We start from the raw sequence: 24,628 nt of genomic DNA, 5'->3' as shown, positions 1-24,628 counted from the left end.
TTTTTCGCATTTTTCGAGTGCTTGCTACTAACGTTCTGGCGCTTGTCGTGGTTGGGGATTTCGAAGCTGAGTATTTTCGGCTAAACGAATATATGAATAAAAATGATAATTCCACTAAAGCCCCAATCACGACAAACGGCTGTTACCTGCTGGCGTTTTACGTGTTATGTGTCAGTTGTTACTTTGTCCCAATCTTGGTTCATAAATTCAATTAGCCAATTCAAAGAGTAATGTCTTTCATAGACAACACTACTATTTAGTCCACTTGGAGAATTTTCGTTTTTAATTCTTGCATTTACACACGCCCAATTTAATCTTAATATCAAATCTGCTTGGTCAAGTATTTCTTTTTTAGTTCGCATTTTCGCATTCAGTCTAAATTTTTGCTCTTTAAGTTCATAAATTATCTTAACATCATCACCGACATTACACATTTGGTCAGGAAAGTTTAATTTGTCAATATATCCCAAAGCCCAAAGCATAATATGTAAACTTTCATATCTCCAATTTGCATCAATTTTTTGTTGTTCGGATGGAAACTTACTTGTTGCGTAAAGTTTTTCATTTTCAGTTAGCTTTGCTGTAATGTTATAATCTTTATCCATTTTGTCTAATTGACTTTGTTCAAGTCCTTCACTTTTCAAACCTAAATAACAAAGAGCCAATGCTCTGTCGACAATTTCATCTTTTGTTCTAATTGTTACTTTGTCTTCTGGTTCAACAAATAAGGAGTTAGGATTTTTATAGATTGGAATATTTTTTAACTTACAAAGTTCTTCAGACTTAGCTCTTCTTTCAATTTGGTCTTTTGTAGCCGTTATATTTTCTACGGGTTTTGTTATTGGTGATGTTTCCATATTGTCTGGAACAGAATTATTTGATTTGTTCTGTCCACAAGCAAAAAGTGTTGCAAAAAATCCCATTGTCAAAATTGTTTTTATTCGTTTCATTTTACTTTCAATTTCTTTTAAGTACGATTTTTTTACGCTTGCAGGTAACGTCCTGGCGCTACAAGATGTTTGGGATTAAAGATGCGAGTTTTTTCCATTATGCACAAATTTTCCAAGTACAAAACCATTTTTAAATTCAGCCAAATGCCCAAATATCTTGTAACGGCTGTTATAAGCTGTTTTTTTAAGCAATATTATTTTTCCATCTTTTGTAATGATTCTGTAATCCGGTTTTATCTCCACCCATAAAATATTTTCCATTATTCATCGTATCAATGAGCTTTCTTACGTCATTTGAATGTCTAACTTCCCAACCAAGTTCATTTACTAAATATGAACAGATTAAATCTGAGTTCAATTCAGGTTCATATTTATGTAAAGTTTTCACACAAGTTTTTGCCCTTGCATTATCCATATGATGAGATATTCCTGTTGAAGTATTAATAGTATTGGTTAATTCTCGAAAAGCTTCTTGAATAATTAGACTTGGTTTTGGATTTTCATTCTCGGTTTCTTCAATTATGTCATCTTCAGAAACATTTAAAACACTTGGGTTTTTAGTTGTTATCCAACTTTGGGTAAGTTCTTTAAGCCACGGAATTGCAATAATATATTCAACATTTCGATAATCCTCAACATTGAATATTTCTTTTGAATTTAACCCACAAGCAATTACGATATCAGTTGCATTAGAATATGATTTTGAGTAAGTTCTAATCGTTTCAATTTTTAAGAGTAGATTTCCCTTTTTAATTCCTTTGAATAATTGTTTAACTGCTGAGTCTCCATATAATCTGTCTAACCATCCCGTATTATTTTTTGAAGCAACTAAAAAGATTATATTTTTAATATTATTGTCTTCTTTAGCAAGTTTCAATGCAAATTTATAAGCCTTGTCATATGCATCATCATCATTTCCGTAAGTGTCAATATAAAATCTGTTGTTCATAATTTTGGTTGTTGTTAGTAGTTTCCGTTTTTTAAAATAGCTTATAACGTTACGCGGCTTTGCGAAGTGCCTTCTCTTCGCCGCTTCACTAATTGATGCTAAAATAGCCAAATTTTTTAATTTGTACTATTTTATCCAAAGAAGCGGAAGGCATTTCGCAAAACCGCTGTTATGCGTAGTTACTATATTTATAATTATTGTCCTGTAACGGAGTTGGATAGACGACTCTTATCTTTTCTTTCACCACAAACCAAATCAATGAAACCAATTATTTATTGCGCTTAGCAAGCCTGCTAGGCGAAGTTAATAATAGGGGTTTTTGGGCTCTGTTTTTTTTGAGATTTTTAAGTTAGTAAAATTAAATGCTTTTTGTAAGTATTGACTTTCTCATTTATTTTTAATAACTTAGCCAAGTCTTGTACGTTGTCAAACGTATTGAAAGTGAACTTTCTACGATTCCCAATCGAAAGACTTGAAGCCTAAATGCTTTATTCTTCTAAAATCTCAAAAAAAATATCCCGAAAATTTATTGTGTAAGCAACTCCGTAGTCTACTGCCAATTACGCATAACGTTACGCGGCTTTGCGAAGTGCCTTCTCTTCGCCGCTTCACTAATTGATGCTAAAATAGCCAAATTTTTTAATTTGTACTATTTTATCCAAAGAAGCGGAAGGCATTTCGCAAAACCGCTGTTATGCGTAGTTACTATATTTATAATTATTGTCCTGTAACGGAGTTGGATAGACGACTCTTATCTTTTCTTTCACCACAAACCAAATCAATGAAACCAATTATTTATTGCGCTTAGCAAGCCTGCTAGGCGAAGTTAATAATAGGGGTTTTTGGGCTCTGTTTTTTTTGAGATTTTTAAGTTAGTAAAATTAAATGCTTTTTGTAAGTATTGACTTTCTCATTTATTTTTAATAACTTAGCCAAGTCTTGTACGTTGTCAAACGTATTGAAAGTGAACTTTCTACGATTCCCAATCGAAAGACTTGAAGCCTAAATGCTTTATTCTTCTAAAATCTCAAAAAAAATATCCCGAAAATTTATTGTGTAAGCAACTCCGTAGTCTACTGCCAATTACGCATAACGTCCTGGCGCTACAAGAGGTTTGGGATTAAAGATGCGAGTTTTTTCCATTATGCACAAATTTTCCAAGTACAAAACCATTTTTAAATTCAGCCAAATGCCCAAATCTCTTGTAACGGCTGTTGGTGGCAGTATTTTTTACGGTTTTGCTAATCAAAATATGTAGTTTTAATTGGATTTTCGTTTATGAAATTTTTAGTTACTTGGTCTGGATAAATTCTTTCTTCTCCATTTTCGATTCCAATACAGATTTCTTTAGCAATGTCTTTTGGTTCAGATTTTGTTGTTTTAGTTTCTTCGGGGGTCATTCGAGTGTTTACATATCCCATATAAACCGCCGTAACTTTAATTCCTATTTCTGAAAGTTCCTCTCTAATTGTTTCCGTCAAAATATGTGTAGCAGTTTTCGATGCACAATATGTTCCTAATCTTTTTATAACAACTAAACTTCCTATTGAAAGGATATTGACAATATTTGCATTTTGTTGTTTTTTAAGATTCGGGAGAAAGTTGTTAATCATTTCAATTACGCCAATATAATTTACTTTCATTTCGAATAAAGCAGATTGTACTGCTTTGTCTTCAAGAAATGGTATTTTATATTCTACACCCGCATTATTGATGAGTATTTCTGTATCAGAACATTTTGAAGCACAATTTTTTATACTTTCAGAATTAGTTATGTCGAGTTCAAGTGGCACAACTTTATCTCCAAATTTCCCAAATTTTAATTTAAGAATTTCTAAATTTAAGCCTGTTGCGTAAATTTTATGTATGTTTTTGGTTGTTAATTCTTCTATTAATGCAGTTCCAATACCACCATCAGCACCTGTTATTAAAATTGTTTTATTTTTTAGATTCATTGTTTTTTTTTGACTAAATGTTAATTGTCACGTTTAATTTTCTCGTGCGGTAATATTGCCACCAACGTTACGCGGCTTTGCGAAGTGCCTTCTCTTCGCCGCTTCACTAATTGATGCTAAAATAGCCAAATTTTTTAATTTGTACTATTTTATCCAAAGAAGCGGAAGGCATTTCGCAAAACCGCTGTTATGCGTAGTTACTATATTTATAATTATTGTCCTGTAACGGAGTTGGATAGACGACTCTTATCTTTTCTTTCACCACAAACCAAATCAATGAAACCAATTATTTATTGCGCTTAGCAAGCCTGCTAGGCGAAGTTAATAATAGGGGTTTTTGGGCTCTGTTTTTTTTGAGATTTTTAAGTTAGTAAAATTAAATGCTTTTTGTAAGTATTGACTTTCTCATTTATTTTTAATAACTTAGCCAAGTCTTGTACGTTGTCAAACGTATTGAAAGTGAACTTTCTACGATTCCCAATCGAAAGACTTGAAGCCTAAATGCTTTATTCTTCTAAAATCTCAAAAAAAATATCCCGAAAATTTATTGTGTAAGCAACTCCGTAGTCTACTGCCAATTACGCATAACGTTCTGGCGCTTGTCGTGGTTGGGGATTTCGAAGCCGAGTATTTTCGGCTAAACGAATATATGAATAAAAACGTTGATTCCACTAAAACCCCAATCACGACAAACGGCTGTTACAGGCTGGTTGTTTATCCGAAATTATGTTTTTAATTGTAAATTTTTCCCTCGCACTCCCAATTAAATTTGAGAATTGTATCTTTTTTATGGATATTAAAAATTAATTCCCCCTTCTTTTTAATAATAGTATCTCCTTTTTCAATTTCTTTATAATATTTACAAAACCATCTGTTTTCTTCTTCATAGACTGTATCTTTTCCTGTTTTCAAACTTCTTCCATTTATTTCGAAATTATATACAGATTTATTATCGGGTAAGTCTGAAACAATTATTAAACATTCAACAACCTTGTAGCTTTCAGACAATTTAACACAATCAATATTCATACAGGAAAAACTTAGAAGACCTGCTAAAACGATTAAAAATTTTGATTTATATGTTTTCATTTTTAATATGCTTTCTGCGCAAAAAAAATCACGCTTCAATTTTCAATTTTTAGTGTAAAATTTCAACTTCCACTTTATGTATTTCAACTTTCACGCTTCCACTTTATGAATTCCAATTGTTAAGTTTCTGCTTTGAAATTTTCTGCGGAAACAAATTCGTATTTTCTAATTGTTTTCATCAGCGTATTTTCGGCACAACTTGCCTGTAACGTCCTGGCGCTACAAGATGCTTGGGGTTAAAGATGCGAGTTTTTTCCATTATGCACAAATTTTCCAAATACAAAACCATCTTTAAATTCAGCCTTATGCCCAAGTATATTGTAACGGCTGTTAGTGGCTGGGCTTTTTATCGTCTTCGCATTGAAATATTTTCGTGAACCCATTTTGCCTCTTCTTCAGCAGTTATTTTTTCAAATTTGCTGTCAACTCGACTAAATGTTGATTGTGCAAAATCATAAGGTTTACTATCGTCAAAATATGGTCCAACAACTCCTAAACACCATCCGTCTTTTGAAGCCCAATGTGGTTCATTCACATTGTACTTAAAAACTTCATAATGAACTAAATTATTTTCTCCGTCAAAATCAAATGTAACTCTTTTAATATGTTCAATTTCATCAGGACAAGCATCAAGTTCGGTTGGGAATTCTAACCAATTTGCCAAACTGCTTTCAGCTCCTTTTATGATTGTTAAATATTCTTCAGGAAATAAATTTATTTTATTATGCTCTTCTAAAAGTTTAAATGTAGTTTCTCTCGTGAGTAAGTTTTCAGCGTATGGTTTAACAGTTTGTTTTGACAATTCTTGTCCACTTTCAAGTTTTTCATAAAGTTCTTTAATTCTTTCAAAGCGTTCTTTATTTAGTTTGTTGTTTTGTCTTTTTACTATTATAAATCTATAAAGAGCAAAAATTGCAATTGCTAAAATTAGTACGCAGATTACGATAGATATTATATTCATTTATTTTAGTTTCGGTTTGTTTTTTGGTTAAATTTCTGATTCTGCGGTAGCCTTGCCACTAACGTTACGCGGCTTTGCGAAGTGCCTTCTCTTCGCCGCTTCACTAATTGATGCTAAAATAGCCAAATTTTTTAATTTGTACTATTTTATCCAAAGAAGCGGAAGGCATTTCGCAAAACCGCTGTTATGCGTAGTTACTATATTTATAATTATTGTCCTGTAACGGAGTTGGATAGACGACTCTTATCTTTTCTTTCACCACAAACCAAATCAATGAAACCAATTATTTATTGCGCTTAGCAAGCCTGCTAGGCGAAGTTAATAATAGGGGTTTTTGGGCTCTGTTTTTTTTGAGATTTTTAAGTTAGTAAAATTAAATGCTTTTTGTAAGTATTGACTTTCTCATTTATTTTTAATAACTTAGCCAAGTCTTGTACGTTGTCAAACGTATTGAAAGTGAACTTTCTACGATTCCCAATCGAAAGACTTGAAGCCTAAATGCTTTATTCTTCTAAAATCTCAAAAAAAATATCCCGAAAATTTATTGTGTAAGCAACTCCGTAGTCTACTGCCAATTACGCATAACGTCTTGGCGCTACAAGAGGTTTGGGATTAAATATGCGTATTTTTTCCATTATGCACAAATTTTCCAAATACAAAACCATTTTTAAATTCAGCCAAATGCCCAAATCTCTTGTAACGGCTGTTATGCGATGGCTATTTTAACGGAAATTTTAATTTCCACCGTGAACTTTTCACATTCTTATTTTCACATTCCAACTTTCAAGTTTCTACTTTTCAAGTTTCTGTATTTCGATTTCAACTTTCAAGTTTCTGCTTTTCAAGTTTCTGTATTTCGATTTCAACTTTCAAGTTTCTGCTTTTCAAGTTTTTGTATTTCGATTCCAACTTTCAAGTTTCTGCTTTTCAAGTTTCTGCATTTCGATTCCAACTTTCACGTTTCTGCTTTTCAAGTTTCCGTATTTCGATTCCAACTTTCAAGTTTTCACATTTCAATTGCAACAAAATCTGAATTCAAAAACCGTTAATTTTATATCTAAAATTCTTCTTTAAATGTTGTTTTTCAGCGTATTTTTTTTCCATTGTAGCTATCGCATAACGTCCTGGCGCTACAAGAGGTTTGGGATTAAAGATGCGAGTTTTTTCCATTATGCACAAATTTTCCAAGTACAAAACCATTTTTAAATTCAGCCAAATGCCCAAATCTCTTGTAACGGCTGTTACCTGCCGTTTTTTTAAAGCTGTTTTTCCATCTTGATATTCGCTCTTTCGTACAAACCGTTTTCCAATTCAATTTCTTTGAAACCAAATTTTTCGTATAGATGAATTGCCGATAATAATTGTGTGTTTGAGTAAAGTATAACGGTTTTTATTCCGTTTTCTTTTGCGAAATTTAAACAGTATTCTAACAAAAGTGTGCCTATTTTATATCCTTGTGCTTTTTCTGAAACTGCCATTTTTCCTAATTCAAAAACCGTTTCCGACATTTTTAACAAAGAAGAAGTTCCTACAATTTCGTCGTTTAATTTTGCGTAGAAAATAAATCCACCTTTGTCAATAATTTGTTCTTTTGGATTGGCAAGCGAAATTGCATCACTTTTTTCTACCTTAAAATATTTTTCTAGCCATTCGTAATTTAGCGTTTTGATATGCTCTTTTAAAGCATTAGAAAAAGCAATAATTTCAATTTTATTTTGGCTCATTTTCTAATTATTCGTTTGGTTGATGTCTTTTATAAATTCGTTTACTTCATTTTCATTTGTCGCCCAAGAAGTGATTAGTCTTATTGCTGATTGGTTTTCGTCAACTTTTTTCCAAACATAAAATAAATATTTCTTGCTCAATTCGTCAATAATTTCATTTGGTAAAATTGGGAAAATTTGGTTTGTAGTCGAATTTGTTAAAAACGAAAATCCATTTTCACTTATTGCATTTGCTATTTTCATTGCCATTTCGTTTGCGTGTTTTGCCAAAGAAAAATATAAATCATCTTTAAAAAGTTCCAAAAACTGAATAGCCAATAGTCGTCCTTTTGCCAACATTGCACCTTTTTGTTTTAATGAAAACTCAAATTCTGTTGCCATTTCTGGTTTGTTAAAAACGATTGCTTCACCCAATAGCGCACCATTTTTTGTAGCTCCAATATAAAATACGTCTGTCAATTTTGAAATATCAGACAAACTTAAATCGCTATTTTCAGCCATTAAAGCGTGTCCTAATCTTGCACCATCTAAATAAAGTAGTAAGTTATGTTGTTGGCAAAAAATATAAAGACTTTCCAATTCCGTTTTTGTATAAATCGTACCAATTTCTGTAGAGTTGGAAATATAAACTAATCTAGGTTTTACAACGTGTGGTTTCAATCCATATTCGTCTAAAGTAGTTTGTATGTCGGCTGGTTTTAGTTTTCCATTGCTCGTTTCTACAGCAATTACTTTATGTCCGGTTGCTTCAATTGCTCCAGTTTCGTTGGCTGAAATATGTCCTGTTTTTGCACTAATTACAGCTTCGTGAACACGTAATAAAAAAGAAATTGCAATCAAATTGGTTTGAGTTCCACCCGATAAAAAGAAAATTTCTGCTTTTGGATTGCTAATTTTTTTCTTTAAAATTTGCTTCGCTTCTGTATTATATTCGTCGTCTCCATAACCTAATTGAGGGACAAGATTAGTTTCTATTAATTTATTTAAAATGTTAGGATGTGCTCCAACAGAATAATCATTTTTAAAATTGTACATTTTTCTAATCTATTAAATTCATTACCATTATTTTTTCAGTTCGTTGTAAAACATCCATTTGTATTGGTGCTTCACGGTCTACAAAACCAAATTTGTAGTATAATTTGTGAGCTTCAGGCATTCGCATTGTAGTTTGTAACCATAATTCTGTTGCTCGGTTTTCTTTGCAACGGGAAATGCATCTTTCAATTAATTTGGTGGCAATGCCTAATTTTCTCGCTTCGGGATTGATGAAAAGTTTAGCAAATTCAAAGGTATTTTCGTCTAAACGTTTTAGAGCAACAGTTCCCAAACAGATATCACCTTGCATTGCAAAAAATACAAAACCGCCGTTTAAAACATAAGCTTGGTCTGGATTATAAACCGTAAACTCATCTTCTTTTTCTAATGTTCCGTTCAAAACACCCGATAACCAAGGTTCAACCAATTCGATGAAATGATGTTTGAAAGATGGTTTGTAATCTAACACTTGAATTTGTTGCGACAAATCAATTGTTTTCATCTTTTCGTGAATAGGATTTTTAGAAATTTCCTTATCAATACGATTGATGATATTTAAAAAATCTGGATGTCCACTATCAAGTAAATTTTTTAAAGTGTCGGCAAAAGGAAGCCATACTTTTTGCAATTGTTCAAATAATTCCTGCCCTTTTTTAGAAAGTGTAATGTGTTTCGAACGCTTATCTGTTGGATGAATTTCAATAATTACAAGTCCGTTTGTTTCCAATTCACGAACTACATTTTTTATCGTAATGTGAGTGAAACCAATTTCGTCCGAAAGTTCTAAAACAGTTTTTGGGTTTTCTGCGGTGGCTAAAATGTAGAATACAGAGAACCAACTCGCTTTAAAGTCAATATTGTTTTCTTTGTATATTTTATCTCCGTCAACGTAAAGTTTCTCACTTATTCTTCTAAACCTTGTCGCACCTGCAAGGTATCCAAGTTTGATTATTTTGTCTGTCATTGTATTTAATTTATAAAAGTCCTTTCGCAAAAGTATGAAAGTTGTTTCATAAATACAAATTTTGTATGTTTTATCTTGGTTTTTAAAATGGCAGGTAACGTCCTGGCGCTACAAGATGCTTGGGATTAAAGATGCGAGTTTTTTCCATTATGCACAAATTTTTCAAGTACAAAACCATCTTTAAATTCAGCCAAATGCCCAAGTATCTTGTAACGGCTGTTAGTTGCAGTATTTATTTACTGTTTTCGTCTAAATCTTTTTGCATATTTTTCAGCATTTCTTCAAATGCTTGTTTTTTAATTTTTGGAAGTTTTTCAATTGTATTAAAGTCTAAATCAAATTCTGGCAAATGTGGTCCTTGTATTGAACTTTTAATGTAATTATGTTCGTAATTCTCTGTTAAAGCATTTCCAAGGTTTGATAATAATTTGTCAACATCTTTATCAAAATATATAGAAGCAATTTCCATTTTTGAAGTTATTCTGTATAAATCTTTCTGATAATTTATAGTTAGTTTGGATAACTTTTCTATCTCTTCTTTTGAATTTGAATATTTCACAAATGCATTCTGAATTTTTATTTCTTTAGCTTGAAATTCTAATTGAAGAATACCTTCGCTTATTTCTTTTATAAGATTAAATCTAACATTGTTTACATCTTTTACTTGTTCAATATTATATCTTTTTTTCCAATAATCTTGCTCGTTAGATAAGTGATTTTTTTCTAAAAAAAATTGAGTTATAGCTGTTAAAAATGTTGTAATTACAGCAGTTAAGATTATTGTTTTTAAATTTGAATTCTCTTTTTTATTTGATTTTTCTAATATGTAATTATATTCCATTTTTTCGATTTTCGCGGTAATATTGCAACTAACGTCCTGGCGCTACAAGAGGTTTGGGATTAAAGATGCGAGTTTTTTCCATTATACACAAATTTTCCAAGTACAAAACCATTTCTAAATTCAGCCTAATGCCCAAATCTCTTGTAACGGCTGTTAGCAGATGGCTTTTTCACGTTTTGTTTTAGTTTTTACACTTCATCAATTTTAAAGCCTTCTTTCCTCGCCAAATTAACAATATTGTCAATATTTCCCTTTCCCCATTCCGTAGAAACTACAAACTTAATATTATCACTACTTATCAAAATATTTTCGCTTCCTGTAAAATGTCTTTTATTTGATTTATTTGCAAATTTTGTTTCTACAAAATCAAGTTGATTAATTACTCCGGTTGAACCTTGATATTCATCCCTAAAAATATTTTTAAGGCTGTTAAAATCCATTGGTTTTTCTTTTATATATGTTCTAACAAATTCTAAAACAAATTTATTTTTAGGTAGTTTTAATCCTGTTTCATTGATGATATATTTTGTTTTGTCTCTTTCGTTTTTAATTTGAGATTGTTCTGATGTGTTATCTTTAATTTTTATTGTTTCAATTTCAGTGTAGTTTTTCGTTGAAATATTTACGGATAATGTTTGGAGTACATTATCAATTATTTCTCCATCATATTCAGATAAAAAATCTTGTTTAATTAATTGCAAAACTTTTAATTCGTATTCTGGTGATAATATTTTTTGAGATAATATTTTTTGCTCGTTTCTTCTGTTGATTTTGTTAAGTGAATTTTCTGTAAATGTGTCTAATAAATTATAACTAAAATTCGATTTATTGAAGAGTTCAACAAATTTCTGTCCTTTTTGACTATCTCTTTCAAAATCAATAGTTTCGAGTAAAACTGGTTCTTCGTGTTCTGTTAAGTCTCCATCATAGAATATTTGAATTACCTTACCAACCAAAACGCCGTATTTAAGTTTTAGTTGACGCATATAAGAAAATAACTGTTGTTGAAATTTAGTATTCAGCGGTAAATTTGGTTGTTTGATTTCAATAACAAATAAGTTTCTTTTTTCATTGGAATTAATAACAATATCTGGTGTTATTCTATTAGATGCTCCGATAGGAAAGGAGGGACGAATTTGTAAATCTCCTGAATATTCTTTCCAATCCAAAACTCTTAAAGCTTGTATTACATTTTGTTCAAAATCATTTTCGCTTATTCCATCTCGTATATTTTCGGATAATAAAAAGCATATTTCATTCCATTTTTCTTGATTCATTCTGATTTTTTTTAAAGCTATCTGCTAACGTCCTGGCGCTACAAGAGGTTTGGGATTAAAGATGCGAGTTTTTTCCATTATGTACAAATTTCCCAAATACAAAACCATTTTTAAATTCAGCCAAATGCCCAAATCTCTTGTAACGGCTGTTAGTGGCTGTAATTTTATTCATAATCATATCGATATGTCGAATATTGACCTTTATAAGTTACTGTTTTATATTCATTTTCGAATTTGTTTTCGAGTTCTATTTTAAGTTTTTCAGACTTATAGTTGTAATGTTTTTTGTCTAAATATCCAACCGTTCTAATTGTCGGATGCTCAAGTATTGGTTTCAAATTTCCATCTAAAATGTTTGTATTGACAAAACGAAAATCTATAAGATTTGGAAAGTTCTTTAAAAAATCAAGGTTGTCTATTGGTCCGCAAGTATTTAAACAAAGAACTTTGAGTTTTTTGAATTGAAGCAATTCCTCAGTAAATTTGAATTTTTTTGATTGGTTGATATGTAAAAATTCTAAACTATTTGAAAGTCGACTCAATTCAAAATCGTTTTCAAGTTTCACACAGTAATGAAGTTCAAGTCTTTTTAGATTTTTAAACCGTTCAATTCCGCCAAAGTTCTTAATGTTAGCCCAATTTAGTTCAAGATAAAGTAATTTGTCTGAATTTGTTAAATTGTCAAATGAGTTCGTCTTTTCTTTTAAGTGCCAAATGATAGCATATTCAGAATTTTCAAAATTTTGATTTTCAGACCTTATTATATTTTCTTTACAGTCTTTCACAAAGAATTTGTCTTGATCTAATTGCTCAAACCATATACCGTTAAATCTCCAATCCATTTTTCTGTTTTATATTCTCTAAATTCTCCTCATTTTTGGCATTATAGCCACTAACGTTACGCGGCTTTGCGAAGTGCCTTCTCTTCGCCGCTTCACTAATTGATGCTAAAATAGCCAAATTTTTTAATTTGTACTATTTTATCCAAAGAAGCGGAAGGCATTTCGCAAAACCGCTGTTATGCGTAGTTACTATATTTATAATTATTGTCCTGTAACGGAGTTGGATAGACGACTCTTATCTTTTCTTTCACCACAAACCAAATCAATGAAACCAATTATTTATTGCGCTTAGCAAGCCTGCTAGGCGAAGTTAATAATAGGGGTTTTTGGGCTCTGTTTTTTTTGAGATTTTTAAGTTAGTAAAATTAAATGCTTTTTGTAAGTATTGACTTTCTCATTTATTTTTAATAACTTAGCCAAGTCTTGTACGTTGTCAAACGTATTGAAAGTGAACTTTCTACGATTCCCAATCGAAAGACTTGAAGCCTAAATGCTTTATTCTTCTAAAATCTCAAAAAAAATATCCCGAAAATTTATTGTGTAAGCAACTCCGTAGTCTACTGCCAATTACGCATAACGTTCTGGCGCTACAAGAGGTTTGGGATTAAAGATGCGAGTTTTTTCCATTATGCACAAATTTTCCAAATACAAAACCATTTTTAAATTCAGCCAAATGCCCAAATCTCTTGTAACGGCTGTTAGGCGACGGCTATTTTTAACGGAAATTTTAATTTCCACCGTGAACTTTTCACGCTTCTATTTTTAGATTCCAACTTTCACGTTTCTGCGTTTCAAGTTTCCATATTTCGATTTCAACTTTCACGTTTCTACTTTTCAAGTTTCTGCATTTCCATTCCAACTTTCAAGTTTCTACTTTTCAAGTTTCTGCATTTCCATTCCAACTTTCAAGTTTCTGCTTTTCAAGTTTCCACATTTCGATTCTAACTTTCACGCTTCTGCTTTTCAAGTTTCTACTTTTCGATTCCAACTTTCAAGTTTCTGCTTTTCGATTCTAACCAAATCTAAAATCCTTCTTTAAAATGTTGTTTTTCAGCGGATTTTTTTTCATTGTAGCTGTCGCCTAACGTCTTGGCGCTACAAGAGGTTTGGGATTAAAGATGCGAGTTTTTTCCATTATGCACAAATTTTACAAGTACAAAACTATCTTTAAATTCAGCCAAATGCCCAAATCTCTTGTAACGGCTGTTATATGATGGTTATTTTTGTCGAAAATGCGAATTTAACCGTAAACTTTTTCACTCTTCTGTTGGCAAATTCCAACTTTCACGTTTCTACTTTCAGTTCGCAATTTTCAATATTTTGGTTATTAAATTTCTTTTTCAGCTTGTGAATTCTGCGTTCAACTTTTCAAGTTTCAATTATCAATTCCGACTTTCACGTTTCTGCTTTTCACATTCCAATTTTCAGTTTTCAATTGTCAAAATCCAACTTTCACGTTTCTTTTAGCAGATTTCAATTTTCAAGTTTTCACAGTTAAACATCAACTTTAAAAATCTTAAATTTTTCGGCGCTCGCTTTTCAATTCTCTGCGCAAAGAAATGCGTATTTTCTAATGATTTCCGTCTGCGTATTTTCGACCATAACTATCATATAACGTTCCGGCGCTTGGCGAGGTTGGGGAATAAAGATGCGTAATTTTTCCATTATAGACAAATTTTCCAAATACAAAACCAACTTCAAATTAAGTCTAAAACCCCAATCTCGCCAAACGGCTGTTAGCGGTAGGTTGTTTGACCGAAATTATGAATTTTACCGAAAACTTTTCACGCTTCTTTTGGCAATTCCAATTTTCAAGTTTCTGCTTTTCAGCTTTCACTTTTCAAAGTTTTATTTTTAAATTTCTATTTTCGGTTTATAATTTCTGCGTTCAATTTTTCAAGTTTCTGTGGACAATTCCAACTTTTACGCTTCTGCTTTCAGATTCCAATTTTCAGTTTCAATTGTTAAACATCAATTTTTCAAACGTTAGTTTTTCAGATTTCAATTTTCAATTTTTTGCTTTTTAAATTCCAACTTTCGCGCTTCTGCTTTTTAATTTTCTGCGGAAACAAAAGGTAATTTTCCAAATTGTTTTTGCCTGCGTAATTTCGGCGCAACTTACCGCTAACGTCCTGGCGCTACAAGATGCTTGGGGTTAAAGATGCGAGTTTTTTCCATTATGCACAAATTTTCCAAATACAAAACCATCTTTAAATTCAGCCAAATGCCCAAGTATATTGTAACGGCTGTTATGCGATGTTTTTTTATTCACTCATTATTTTTTCCAATTCATTTTTTTCGCCATTGTAAAGTTCAAAAAAAACATTTGCATTTTCTGCTAATAATTTAACTCTTTGTTTATGGTCGTGATTTAATCTGTATATTTTTCCAACTTTATCAACGGCAATGTAATTTCCATCTTCCATATCTAAAATTGTATAATATAACTTTTCATCGAATTCAATTTCAAAAGTATAATCTAATTCCAAAAGTTGAATTTGTTCCTTTGACAAAGATTTAAGTGCTTTTTCCGCAATCTTTCGGTCAGGATTTTCCACTTTTATAAATTCAAGTTCAATTGATTCTTTTTGAATTCTATTTAAATCAAATATTTTATGCAAATATTCAGGTTCGTCAACTTCAATTTTAGTTAAACCATTTGATTGATAATATAATTTGATAGGTTTAAATATTTTTTCTTTTCTATTAAAGACAGAAATCCCAGTTAAATTAAAATTTATTTTGTGCTTTCTATTTATAATTTCAAAGTTTTTTGGCGAATAACCACGAGAAATATAGATTCCTTTTGGATTGTATGTAAAACTGATTCCATATATTTTTGAAAGATTTATTACTTCTTTTAAATTAGGCAATTCAGATTCCAACAATTCAGCAATTTTAAATGCGAATTGTTCAATATGTTTCTTTCTTATTTTTCGAGTAAATATCTTCATTTTCGGTAAAATATCGCATAACGTCCTGGCGCTACAAGATGCTTGGGGTTAAAGATGCGAGTTTTTTCCATTATGCACAAATTTTCCAAATACAAAACCATCTTTAAATTCAGCCAAATGCCCAAGTATATTGTAACGGCTGTTAGCAGTAGTACTTATTTTACGATTTCAATTTTGTCTGCTCTAAAACTATATAAATAAATTTTGTCAAATTTTGTTTTAATTCCAGAATAATCAATTCTATCAAATCGATGAGATGAAGCTTTTGTTCCAAAGTCAGATACGAGTAATAGCCAATTTTCATAAAATTGTTTTTGGTATCGTTCAATATTGTTTTCTTTTTTTTCAATTACATCTTTTAGCCATTCCATATCTACCCAATCTACCAAATAAGCACCAAAATGTTGCCAATTACTAAAATTCCGAGTATTGTCGACAGAAAAGCTTTCAATTAATTCGGATACTTTTGCTTTTCGGTTTTTGGAATGGATTGTAAATTCATAGTCTTTATTACACAAATATATATTTTCTATTAATGTAAAAACTTCGGTTGTATATTTTTCTTCCGCTACTTTTCCAGATTTAAGAATGATATTATTAAAAGTCACGAGCAAATACAATTTTGCTGAATATTTTTCCTCAAATCTAATCCGAGCATTTTTTATTATGCGTTCTCGATATTGTTCAACTTTTTGTAGATGTGGATTTATTAATCTCGTATGTTCAATTGAAATTAATTTTTTATCAATGTTAACAATAAAATCAGGTGTTTCAGAATCTTCAATTCCGTAAACTAAAAGTTTGAGTTTTTCATTTGAGATAAAACTTGTTAGATGATGTCTTTCTATTTCCTTTTTTGTACTCAATTTTTCGGTTTTTTTGGCGTATTACTGCTAACGTCCTGGCGCTACAAGAGGTTTGGGATTAAAGATGCGAGTTTTTTCCATTATGAACAAATTTTCCAAATACAAAACCAACTTTAAATTCAGCCAAATGCCCAAATCTCTTGTAACGGCTGTTAGGCGACGGCAGATTTACCACGTCTATTTTTCGTTAGCAAGTTTCAGCGCATTTTCAATAAAACTATCACTTAACCAAACGTTTTTTGTTCTTAGTTCAAAAAGTAAAGGCTTTAGTTCTGCTATATGTCCAAGTTGTTTAGCTTTTAAAAGTATTCCAATTGTTCCAGTAACTTTTAATCCAGTATGTTTAGCGTGAAATCTTCCTAAAGATTCATCAAGAATTATTAAATCAGCTTCTTTTTCAGTGGCTAAAACAATAGCTTCGGCTTCTCCTTTATCTAAATCTAAAAAATATGACAAAGACTTTTCATTACTTATTTTTTCGATTTTAATCCATTCAATTTTAGATAAATCGGCATAATATTCTTTATTTTTTCCCGCTTCAATTTCGTTAAATACTTCTTGAGGAATACAAATTTCTCCATACAAATCTTTAAAGATTTGGAGTTTTCCAATCTTTAAAAGTGAAATAATAGGTGTGGTATTTGAAACAACTTTAAGCATTTTGAAAATCTTCATTTAAATCTTCAACATTCAAAAAGCCAACACTATATTTTGCTAATAATTCTAAAAACTCAATTCGAGACAATTGTAAAACTTTTGAGGCAGTTCCAGACGAAATTTTCCCCAATTCGAAAAGCTTTACAAGACCAGAAATTTTAATTTCTCTTCCAAATTCGCTTTTACTCATTCTCATTGAGTTTGCTAAAGAGTCAGGATATTCTATAGATATGATTTGTGCCATCTTTTTTTAATTTAATATTTCAAATTTACTAAAATTTTCTGTTGATTTAGCTTTATGGTCGTTAATTCTCGGATTTTTTGGACTGCTGTCGCCTAACGTTCTGGCGCTACAAGAGGTTTGGGATTAAAGATGCGAGTTTTTTCCATTATGCACAAATTTTCCAAATACAAAACCATTTTTAAATTCAGCCAAATGCCCAAATCTCTTGTAACGGCTGTTAGGCGACGGCTATTTTTAACGGAAATTTTAATTTCCACCGTGAACTTTTCACGCTTCTATTTTTAGATTCCAACTTTCACGTTTCTGCGTTTCAAGTTTCCATATTTCGATTTCAACTTTCACGTTTCTACTTTTCAAGTTTCTGCATTTCCATTCCAACTTTCAAGTTTCTACTTTTCAAGTTTCTGCATTTCCATTCCAACTTTCAAGTTTCTGCTTTTCAAGTTTCCACATTTCGATTCTAACTTTCACGCTTCTGCTTTTCAAGTTTCTACTTTTCGATTCCAACTTTCAAGTTTCTGCTTTTCGATTCTAACCAAATCTAAAATCCTTCTTTAAAATGTTGTTTTTCAGCGGATTTTTTTTCATTGTAGCTGTCGCCTAACGTTCTGGCGCTTGGCGAGGTTGGGGAATAAAGGTGCGTAATTTTTCCATTATGCACAAATGTTCCAGATACAAAACCAACTTCAAATTAAGCCTAAAACCCCAATCTCGCCAAACGGCTGTTACTGGAGGCTTGTTTTGTCGAAATTGCAATTGAACCATACACTTTTCACGCTTCTGTTGGCAGATTCCAACTTTCACGTTTCTGCTTTAGTTTGCAATTTTCAACTTATTATTTTTCAAATATTTACTTTTTAATTATAATTCTGCGCAAAAAAAATATTCCGACTTTACAGTTTCTGTTGGCAGATTCCAATTTTCACGCTTTTGCTTTTCGGTTTGCAGCTTTCGGCGCAATGTTTTTCACATTTCTGTTTTTCAAGTTTCTGTTGGCAAGTTCCAACTTTCACGCTTCTGCTTTGTAAATTTTCTGCGGAAACAAATGCTTATTTTCAAATTGTTTTTACCTGCGTAATTTCGGCACAAGTCTCCAGTAACGTCCTGGCGCTACAAGATGTTTGGGATTAAAGATGCGAGTTTTTTCCATTATGCACAAATTTTCCAAGTACAAAACCATTTTTAAATTTAGCCAAATGCCCAAATCTCTTGTAACGGCTGTTACTGGAGGCTTGTTTTGACGAAATTATGATTTTAACCGCAAATTTTTCACGCTTTTGTTGGCTAATTCCAATTTTCAAGTTCCCAACTTTTTTAGTTTCTGCTTTTCAAAATCCAACTTTAACGTTTCTGTTTGTAAACTTTTTGCGGAAACAAATGTTTATTTTTAATTGGTTTTATCGTTGTAAAAAGTGTTAGGAATTGTTTTTTTATTAAATAAATTATTTTTCACATTTAATAAAATTCCAAAAGCTGTTGCTCCCAAACCTAATGGTAAAAAAATAACAGCACCATTTGCACATTTTGAATGGATGGCATTAATACTCATTATCATCGCAGAAAATGTAGTTATAATACCAATTAAACCTATGATTATTGATATGATTAATACCGGAAACTTTGGGAAAAATTTATCTTTAAGGAATTTTAGAAAAAGTGCAATAAAGATTGGAATTAAAGTAATTAAGAAAGGATAAAAAAGTATTTTCATAATATTTTTGCTTTTTAAATTTTGTTGGATTCTTGAGTTTGTATTAGAATTGTCAAATTGGTAAATTCCAACTTTCACGCTTCTGCTTTGTGAAATTTCTGCGGAAAGAAATGCTTATTTTCTAATTGTTTTTATCTGCGTAATTTCGGCACAAGTCTCCAGTAACGTTCTGGCGCTTGTCGTGGTTGGGGATTTCGAAGCCGAGTATTTTCGGCTGAACGAATATATGAATAAAAACGATAATTCCACTAATGCCCCAATCACGACAAACGGCTGTTAGGCGACGGCTATTTAACGGAAATTTTAATTTCCACTGTGAACTTTATGCGCTTCTATTTTAGATTCCAACTTTCAAGTTTCCACATTTCGATTTCAACTTTCAACTTTCTGTTTTTCAATTTTCCACATTTCGATTCCAACTTTCAAGTTTCTGTTTTTCAAGTTTCCACATTTCGATTCCAACTTTCACGTTTCTACTTTTCACGTTTCTGCTTTTCGATTCCAACTTTCAAGTTTCTGTTTTTCAAGTTTCCACATTTCGATTCCAACTTTCACGTTTCTACTTTTCGATACCAACTTTCAAGTTTCTGTTTTTCGATTCTAACCAAATCTAAAATCCTTCTTTAAAATCTTGTTTTTCAGCGGATTTTTTTTCATTGTAGCTGTCGCCTAACGTTCTGGCGCTTGTCGTGGTTGGGGATTTCGAAGTCGAGTATTTTCGGCTGAACGAATATATGAATAAAAACGATAATTCCACTAATGCCCCAATCACGACAAACGGCTGTTAGGCGACGGCTATTTTTAACGGAAATTTTAATTTCCACTGTGAACTTTATGCGCTTCTATTTTTAGATTCCAACTTTCACGTTTCTGCTTTTCAAGTTTCCACATTTCGGTTCCAACTTTCACGTTTCTGCTTTTCGATTCCAACTTTCAAGTTTCTGCTTTTCAAGTTTCCACATTTCGATTCCAACTTTCACGTTTCTACTTTTCACGTTTCTGCTTTTCGATTCCAACTTTCAAGTTTCTGTTTTTCAAGTTTTCCACATTTCGATTCCAACTTTCACGTTTCTGCTTTTCGATTCTAACCAAATCTAAAATCCTTCTTTAAAATGTTGTTTTTCAGCGGATTTTTTTTCATTGTAGCTGTCGCCTAACGTCTTGGCGCTACTCGAGGTTTGGGATTAAAAATGCGTATTTTTTCCATTATGCACAAATTTTCCAAATACAAAACCATTTTTAAATTCAGCCAAATGCCCAAATCTCGAGTAACGGCTGTTGGGCGCTGGTTTTTCTATTTAATATCTTCTTCTATTATAAATTTAGTTTGGTTGGAATTAGTATAAAAATATTTTTCAAATGTTTGTTTTGCATTATTTAGCATTGGATTTAGAATAGTATAGTTTGCTTTATATTTAGTGCTTAAAACTAATTCAGGTTGTTTTTCATATTTTTCGTACTGATCTTTCCAGCTTTCAACATATACTTTTTCTTTTATCGCTTTATTTCTGTTTTCCTTATCTTCATAGTTTAAATATGATTTTCCAGCTTTTGCTCTTAATAAGATTAATTCTTGATATGAGTTTGCAAGATTATCAAGTTCAGTAATAACATAATTAAAGGATAGAGTATCTTTTTCAGAATTAGCTACTTTGTAGTAATCTGTAAGCTTATTTTTAAAATAAGTCATACTATCTTTTGCTTTTATGTCATTCAATTTAGTTAATGATTTTATATCAAAATCTAAGTCATCTATATTGAAATTAATTTTAGTTACTTTTTCTTTTTGGTATTCGTGAAGCATTTCTTCCTCTTTATTTTTTGAGCAAGAGATTGTAATTAGAGAACAAATTAATAATGTTGAAATTTTTTTCATTATAAAGTATTTAAGTTATATCCGATTATTTTTTACTCATCTGCGTGAAACTTGCGCCCAACGTTACGCGGCTTTGCGAAGTGCCTTCTCTTCGCCGCTTCACTAATTGATGCTAAAATAGCCAAATTTTTTAATTTGTACTATTTTATCCAAAGAAGCGGAAGGCATTTCGCAAAACCGCTGTTATGCGTAGTTACTATATTTATAATTATTGTCCTGTAACGGAGTTGGATAGACGACTCTTATCTTTTCTTTCACCACAAACCAAATCAATGAAACCAATTATTTATTGCGCTTAGCAAGCCTGCTAGGCGAAGTTAATAATAGGGGTTTTTGGGCTCTGTTTTTTTTGAGATTTTTAAGTTAGTAAAATTAAATGCTTTTTGTAAGTATTGACTTTCTCATTTATTTTTAATAACTTAGCCAAGTCTTGTACGTTGTCAAACGTATTGAAAGTGAACTTTCTACGATTCCCAATCGAAAGACTTGAAGCCTAAATGCTTTATTCTTCTAAAATCTCAAAAAAAATATCCCGAAAATTTATTGTGTAAGCAACTCCGTAGTCTACTGCCAATTACGCATAACGTCTTGGCGCTACAAGAGGTTTGGGATTAAAGATGCGAGTTTTTTCCATTATGCACAAATTTTCCAAGTACAAAACCATCTTCAAATTCAGCCAAATACCCAAATCTCTTGTAACGGCTGTTAGTAGCTGTTATTTATTTATGTTGTCAAGTTGTTCCATTTTATTAAATATCGAGTTTTTCATTTTCTTTACCATTTCTGATGGTTTAAATTCAACTTGTTTTAAGTTTGAAATTATTCTGTCAAACGCTATATATGTTACAAAAGACTGTAAAACAGCTTTGTCAATTTTTTCTGAATCATAGTAACTTAAGTTTTGAAAATTGTAAAAATTCACACAAACAATAATTACGAAATAAATTATAAAAACTAAAAACTTTATATTGCTTTCTGATAATAAATAATCTGAAAGTTCCCCAATTTTATACGGTCTAAGCTTTTCAGAAGTTTTTAAACGCGCAGGAGAAAAAGTATGAACTATATATTTAATTTGTTTCTGAAATACGACTGAGCAGATTACACTAAAACTTAATATTACATATACTTTCAGTTGTATGTTTATTGGCGGATATTGTAAATATTCATAAAGCTGAAAAAAAACTGAGGGAATAAAAAAACATAGAGCGAAATAAATTAGTAAATGCATTTGTAATATAAGAAATGGAATTCCAATAGCAAAAACGACAAAGAAAATTGAAAATGGTAAAATTAATATTTGAAAAAGGATTTGAAAAATTTTAAACTTTTTCTGTAAAAAATATGTTAGAGCAACAATAGAAAAATAAGATATTAATTTTATTTTCCAATTTTCCATTTTTGGTATTTTGTCTAATAAAATTCCAAAAAGTAATAACAAAAAAAACATTACTATATTGATTATAAGTAATGCAATCATTGACAATATTTCTTTCTGTATGTCGGTTTTTTTCATAATAGCTACTAACGTCCTGGCGCTACAAGATGTTTGGGATTAAAGATGCGAGTTTTTTCCATTATGCACAAATTTTCCAAGTACAAAACCATCTTTAAATTCAGCCAAATACCCAAATATCTTGTAACGGCTGTTGTAGGCTGTTTTTTTTAGTACGTTACTAGTCTCGATACTTTTAATTTCCATTTTTTTGTTTTCACATTATATTCAAACGTGTTTTCGGATAATTGATAAGCACTTGCGTGAACGTAAGTTATTATTTTTTTATTTTTTGCTATAAATTTTGTTGGAAAAAATTCCATTTTATTTGTTAGAAATTTATCTAAAGTAAATTTTTTATTATTGCCTTGAATGTAAAAATTATACGTTGGACCTCCATTTCCTCCAGAATCATTTTTAATAGCAAAATCTTCTCTATTGTCAAAATTAAAATCTGCAATGACTAAATCTCCAAATTCATTATCAACAATTTCAGCATTTTTATTAATTCCAGTTGAATAAGACCTTACCGCTTTACAATTGACAAAAGTCTTTGCAAAAAGGAAACTCGAGCCAAAATTAAATTCCTGTTTCTCATTTGAGATTTTGTTATAGACAATAACTTTCACAGAATTACTATCAATAATTTCGTTAGGAATTTTTATTTTTCGAAGTTTTATTTCAAAGTTAAATTCTTTAGATAAATTTTTGTGTAAACAAGTTTGACCCAATAATATTTTCGGAAAAACTAAGCAAACCAATAAAATTACGATATTTTTCATTTCAATTTTTAGTTTCTGCTGAGCGAAAATAGCCTACAACGTCCTGGCGCTACAAGAGGTTTGGGATTAAAGATGCGAGTTTTTTCCATTATGAACAAATTTTCCAAGTACAAAACTATATTTAAATTCAGCCAAATGCCCAAATCTCTTGTAACGGCTGTTAGCGGATGGTTGTTTTATCAATGTTTATTGATTAATAAAATTATTTAAATGTTCAAAGTTTCAAAATATTTATTGTTGTATTATTCTTTATAAAGTATTAGAATTTGATTAGCTCCAATATCATTTGGTTCTTTAGAAACTAAACAAACAATATTTTCTTTTTGATATTGCCAAAAGCCATTTTTATTTTCCCCCAAATATAAAAAGTCATTTTCCATTAAATCTCTTTTTATTTTCTGAATATTATAATTTTTTGCAAGAAAAATGGATAGAGAATTTAAAGGTTCATTTTTAGGTTTGAATAAAGTAATAAAGATTGCATTATCATCGTTATTATCTGGAATTTTTGCATATTTTTTTTTATTACCATTATCCTCATCGCTTACTTTTATGAAACCATAACCTTCAGTCATTACATTATCAATATCGAGAAATGATACTTTAGTAATTTGTTCAACAAATTTTATATTCAAATTTTGACTTTGAATAAAATTTGAAAAAATAAAGCAAAATAATATTATAAAAGTTTTCTTCATATTAATTGTTATTAAACGTGCTCTGCGGTCAACTATCCGCTAACGTCCTGGCGCTACAAGAGGTTTGGGATTAAAGATGCGAGATTTTTCCATTATGCACAAATTTTCCAAGTACAAAACCATTTTTAAATTCAGCCAATTGCCCAAATCTCTTGTAACGGCTGTTAGCAGTAGTGATTTTATTCACTATTTTTTCTTAGTTCAATTCCATTAAATATTCCATTATCTTCATTTATTACTCCATTACATCTAAGATTTTTCGACTCGCTAATCAGATTCATTTCCCTTTCAAATTTCATTCCTGGTTCTATATCCGCGTTTAATAATATTCTGTTATTTTTATTCTTAGATAATTTCAGATTGTATTTTTTATAATCATTATCATTTGTGCAAATTTGAGTAAATTGGAAATAGTATTTATTTTCATAAATTACAAGAAAACAATTTTCGCCATATTCAGTTTTAATTTTTCCGTTATCATTTCCTTCAAACACTAATTTTGCGTGTTTGTTCTCAAATAATTCACTGTCGTTTTTTCTATTTATTGAATAAAAACTTTGATAAATTTTCACTTTTTCAGCATCAATTCCATTTTCAGTTTGTACATTGATTGAAGTAAAATCTATTATTTTAATTATCTTATTTAAATTAAAAAATGCAAAAATTAATGAGACTAAACAGCTTATAATAATTAACCATTTTTTAGTTTTTTTATTCATAAATTATGTTTTTCATATTCTTCTGAGGCATCATTACTG

The 24,628-nt window shown here is 30.7% G+C and carries 22 protein-coding genes; all 22 read right to left on the bottom strand.

Going from position 1 to position 24,628, the window contains the following annotated elements:
* Positions 1–164: 164 nt before the first annotated feature.
* The 22 genes from CLU82_RS01370 to CLU82_RS01250 all read right to left on the bottom strand — a co-directional run bounded on the left by CLU82_RS01370 (position 165) and on the right by CLU82_RS01250 (position 24,589).
* On the bottom strand, positions 165–950 hold the full coding sequence (locus tag CLU82_RS01370) for a DUF4272 domain-containing protein (RefSeq protein ID WP_100841397.1): 786 nt from the start codon (positions 948–950) through the stop codon (positions 165–167).
* Between the two features lie 184 nt (positions 951–1,134).
* On the bottom strand, positions 1,135–1,899 hold the full coding sequence (locus tag CLU82_RS01365) for a hypothetical protein (RefSeq protein ID WP_100841396.1): 765 nt from the start codon (positions 1,897–1,899) through the stop codon (positions 1,135–1,137).
* A gap of 1,241 nt (positions 1,900–3,140) precedes the next feature.
* The gene (locus CLU82_RS01360) at positions 3,141–3,854 is read right to left on the bottom strand and encodes an SDR family NAD(P)-dependent oxidoreductase (RefSeq protein ID WP_100841395.1); all 714 of its coding nucleotides are present in this window, start codon (positions 3,852–3,854) and stop codon (positions 3,141–3,143) included.
* A 732-nt stretch (positions 3,855–4,586) separates the two neighbouring features.
* The gene (locus tag CLU82_RS01355) at positions 4,587–4,943 is read right to left on the bottom strand and encodes a hypothetical protein (RefSeq protein ID WP_100841394.1); all 357 of its coding nucleotides are present in this window, start codon (positions 4,941–4,943) and stop codon (positions 4,587–4,589) included.
* 346 nt (positions 4,944–5,289) lie between these two features.
* A complete protein-coding gene (locus CLU82_RS01350; protein WP_100841393.1) occupies positions 5,290–5,904 on the bottom strand; it encodes a hypothetical protein in 615 nt (204 codons plus the stop codon).
* A gap of 1,256 nt (positions 5,905–7,160) precedes the next feature.
* Positions 7,161–7,628 (bottom strand): GNAT family N-acetyltransferase, encoded by a 468-nt coding sequence (locus CLU82_RS01340; protein WP_100841392.1) that lies wholly within the window; start codon positions 7,626–7,628, stop codon positions 7,161–7,163.
* 3 nt (positions 7,629–7,631) lie between these two features.
* Positions 7,632–8,663, bottom strand: a complete 1,032-nt coding sequence (locus tag CLU82_RS01335) for a low specificity L-threonine aldolase (protein ID WP_100841391.1) — start codon at positions 8,661–8,663, stop codon at positions 7,632–7,634.
* A 4-nt stretch (positions 8,664–8,667) separates the two neighbouring features.
* On the bottom strand, positions 8,668–9,627 hold the full coding sequence (locus tag CLU82_RS01330) for a bifunctional helix-turn-helix transcriptional regulator/GNAT family N-acetyltransferase (RefSeq protein ID WP_100841390.1): 960 nt from the start codon (positions 9,625–9,627) through the stop codon (positions 8,668–8,670).
* Between the two features lie 232 nt (positions 9,628–9,859).
* Positions 9,860–10,468 (bottom strand): hypothetical protein, encoded by a 609-nt coding sequence (locus CLU82_RS01325; protein WP_100841389.1) that lies wholly within the window; start codon positions 10,466–10,468, stop codon positions 9,860–9,862.
* A gap of 188 nt (positions 10,469–10,656) precedes the next feature.
* A complete protein-coding gene (locus CLU82_RS01320; protein WP_100841388.1) occupies positions 10,657–11,745 on the bottom strand; it encodes a type I restriction enzyme HsdR N-terminal domain-containing protein in 1,089 nt (362 codons plus the stop codon).
* A gap of 164 nt (positions 11,746–11,909) precedes the next feature.
* On the bottom strand, positions 11,910–12,587 hold the full coding sequence (locus CLU82_RS01315; RefSeq protein ID WP_100841387.1) for a hypothetical protein: 678 nt from the start codon (positions 12,585–12,587) through the stop codon (positions 11,910–11,912).
* 2,264 nt (positions 12,588–14,851) lie between these two features.
* Entirely contained in the window at positions 14,852–15,460 is a 609-nt protein-coding gene (locus CLU82_RS01305) for a hypothetical protein (protein ID WP_157813298.1), read from the bottom strand.
* Positions 15,461–15,696: 236 nt separating this feature from the next.
* Positions 15,697–16,407: a hypothetical protein gene (locus CLU82_RS01300; RefSeq protein WP_100841384.1), complete on the bottom strand. Its 711-nt coding sequence runs from the start codon at positions 16,405–16,407 to the stop codon at positions 15,697–15,699.
* Between the two features lie 177 nt (positions 16,408–16,584).
* Positions 16,585–17,067, bottom strand: a complete 483-nt coding sequence (locus CLU82_RS01295) for a DUF3368 domain-containing protein (protein WP_157813297.1) — start codon at positions 17,065–17,067, stop codon at positions 16,585–16,587.
* Positions 17,060–17,308 carry a UPF0175 family protein gene (locus CLU82_RS01290; RefSeq protein ID WP_100841382.1) on the bottom strand — a complete coding sequence of 83 codons (249 nt, stop codon included), beginning with the start codon at positions 17,306–17,308 and terminating at the stop codon, positions 17,060–17,062. Before CLU82_RS01290 ends, CLU82_RS01295 begins: the two co-directional genes overlap by 8 nt.
* Positions 17,309–18,435: 1,127 nt before the next feature.
* Entirely contained in the window at positions 18,436–18,609 is a 174-nt protein-coding gene (locus tag CLU82_RS20810) for a hypothetical protein (protein WP_198520171.1), read from the bottom strand.
* 86 nt (positions 18,610–18,695) lie between these two features.
* The gene (locus CLU82_RS01285) at positions 18,696–19,019 is read right to left on the bottom strand and encodes a hypothetical protein (RefSeq protein WP_157813296.1); all 324 of its coding nucleotides are present in this window, start codon (positions 19,017–19,019) and stop codon (positions 18,696–18,698) included.
* 1,294 nt (positions 19,020–20,313) lie between these two features.
* Positions 20,314–20,895 carry a hypothetical protein gene (locus CLU82_RS01270; RefSeq protein ID WP_100841380.1) on the bottom strand — a complete coding sequence of 194 codons (582 nt, stop codon included), beginning with the start codon at positions 20,893–20,895 and terminating at the stop codon, positions 20,314–20,316.
* 715 nt (positions 20,896–21,610) lie between these two features.
* The gene (locus CLU82_RS01265; RefSeq protein WP_157813295.1) at positions 21,611–22,294 is read right to left on the bottom strand and encodes a hypothetical protein; all 684 of its coding nucleotides are present in this window, start codon (positions 22,292–22,294) and stop codon (positions 21,611–21,613) included.
* 266 nt (positions 22,295–22,560) lie between these two features.
* A complete protein-coding gene (locus tag CLU82_RS01260; RefSeq protein WP_100841378.1) occupies positions 22,561–23,172 on the bottom strand; it encodes a hypothetical protein in 612 nt (203 codons plus the stop codon).
* A 242-nt stretch (positions 23,173–23,414) separates the two neighbouring features.
* Positions 23,415–23,870, bottom strand: coding sequence for a hypothetical protein (locus CLU82_RS01255; RefSeq protein WP_100841377.1), 456 nt, complete (start codon positions 23,868–23,870; stop codon positions 23,415–23,417).
* Positions 23,871–24,049: 179 nt separating this feature from the next.
* Positions 24,050–24,589, bottom strand: coding sequence for a hypothetical protein (locus tag CLU82_RS01250; RefSeq protein ID WP_100841376.1), 540 nt, complete (start codon positions 24,587–24,589; stop codon positions 24,050–24,052).
* Positions 24,590–24,628 lie beyond the last annotated feature (39 nt).

Origin of the sequence: Flavobacterium sp. 5 (genome assembly GCF_002813295.1) — a bacterium.
Lineage (GTDB): Bacteria > Bacteroidota > Bacteroidia > Flavobacteriales > Flavobacteriaceae > Flavobacterium.
Note: the sequence above shows the minus strand (reverse complement) of the source record. Positions and strands in the feature narration are given on the sequence as shown.